A 1220-nucleotide genomic window follows, 5' to 3' on the forward strand; every position below is an offset into this window, starting at 1 on the left:
CCAAGCCGACAGTATCTGTGGAGCGAACTATGCAACACCCTCCCCGGACCGTGTCAACAGGCGCAATGGTTACCGACACCGCCAGTTAGACACCCGCGTTGGAAGCCTGGATATCGCTATCCCCAAACTACGTACCGCTTCCTTCTTCCCTGACTGGCTACTCGAACGCCGCAGCCGGGCAGAGCGCGCGTTGACCACCGTGATTGCCACCTGCTACCTCAAAGGAGTGTCTACCCGACGCATGAACGACCTGGTAGCCACGCTCGGCATCACTAACCTCTCCAAATCACAAGTCTCGGACATGGCCAAAGACCTTGACGCGACCGTCAACGATTTCCGTACCAGGCCTTTAGACCAGGGCCCTTACTATTACCTGTCCTGTGACGCGCTGACCATGAAAGTACGTGAAGGTGGACGCGTGGTGAAAACCAGTGTGCTGCTGGCTACCGGCGTCAATAAGGACGGATATAGGGAATTACTGGGCATGCAGGTTGCTACAGCGGAATCTACCGCGTCGTGGACCGGGTTTTTCCGTGATCTTATCGCCCGTGGCCTTGAGGGTGTTTTCCTGGTGACCAGTGATGCTCACCTGGGTATCCAGGCAGCGGTCAGTGATTGTTTACCGCAGGCAAGCTGGCAACGCTGCCGGACCCACTTCGCGAAGAATCTTTCATCCATGGTCTCTAAGACCCAGTGGCCTACATTATCGGCAATGTTCCACACGATTTTCAGGCAACCAGATGCTGCTAGCGTGTGGGGGCAAGCCCGGGACGTGGTCGAGTTTTGTTCGAGGAAGTTTCCTCATGTTGGGGACTATCTGGAAGAATCCCTTGACGAGATTCTCGCGTTTACCGCTGCTCCTGAAACAATATGGACCAAGATCTGGTCGAATAACCCGACCGAGCGGCTTAACCGTGAGATTCGTAGGCGTACTGATGTTGTGGGTATTTTCCCTAACCGGGAGTCGGTGGTCAGGCTGGTCGGAGCGGTTTTAGCTGAGCAGCATGATGAATGGATTCAACAAAAGCGGTACATGTCGTTGGCGAGTCTGGCGCAAACCAGGGATGTTATCGCTCGTGGTGTTATCGACGAGAAGACTATTAGTGGGAAGGAAATTATTGCTTGACCTGTGTCTGATATCCAGTCCTTATTAGTATCGAAACCAGACAATGACAATCATGATTCGAGAACACAGATACACCACTAACCAGGACTTGACC

The 1220-nt window shown here is 53.5% G+C and carries 1 protein-coding gene; it reads left to right on the forward strand.

The features are described from left to right. Positions 1-1126: IS256 family transposase (locus PWJ82_RS09470; RefSeq protein ID WP_274736425.1), on the forward strand; the 1126-nt coding region annotated here is incomplete at its 5' end. Between the last annotated feature and the right edge of the window lie 94 nt (positions 1127-1220).

The sequence above is a fragment of the Actinotignum schaalii genome (assembly GCF_028864145.1).
GTDB lineage: Bacteria > Actinomycetota > Actinomycetes > Actinomycetales > Actinomycetaceae > Actinotignum > Actinotignum schaalii_B.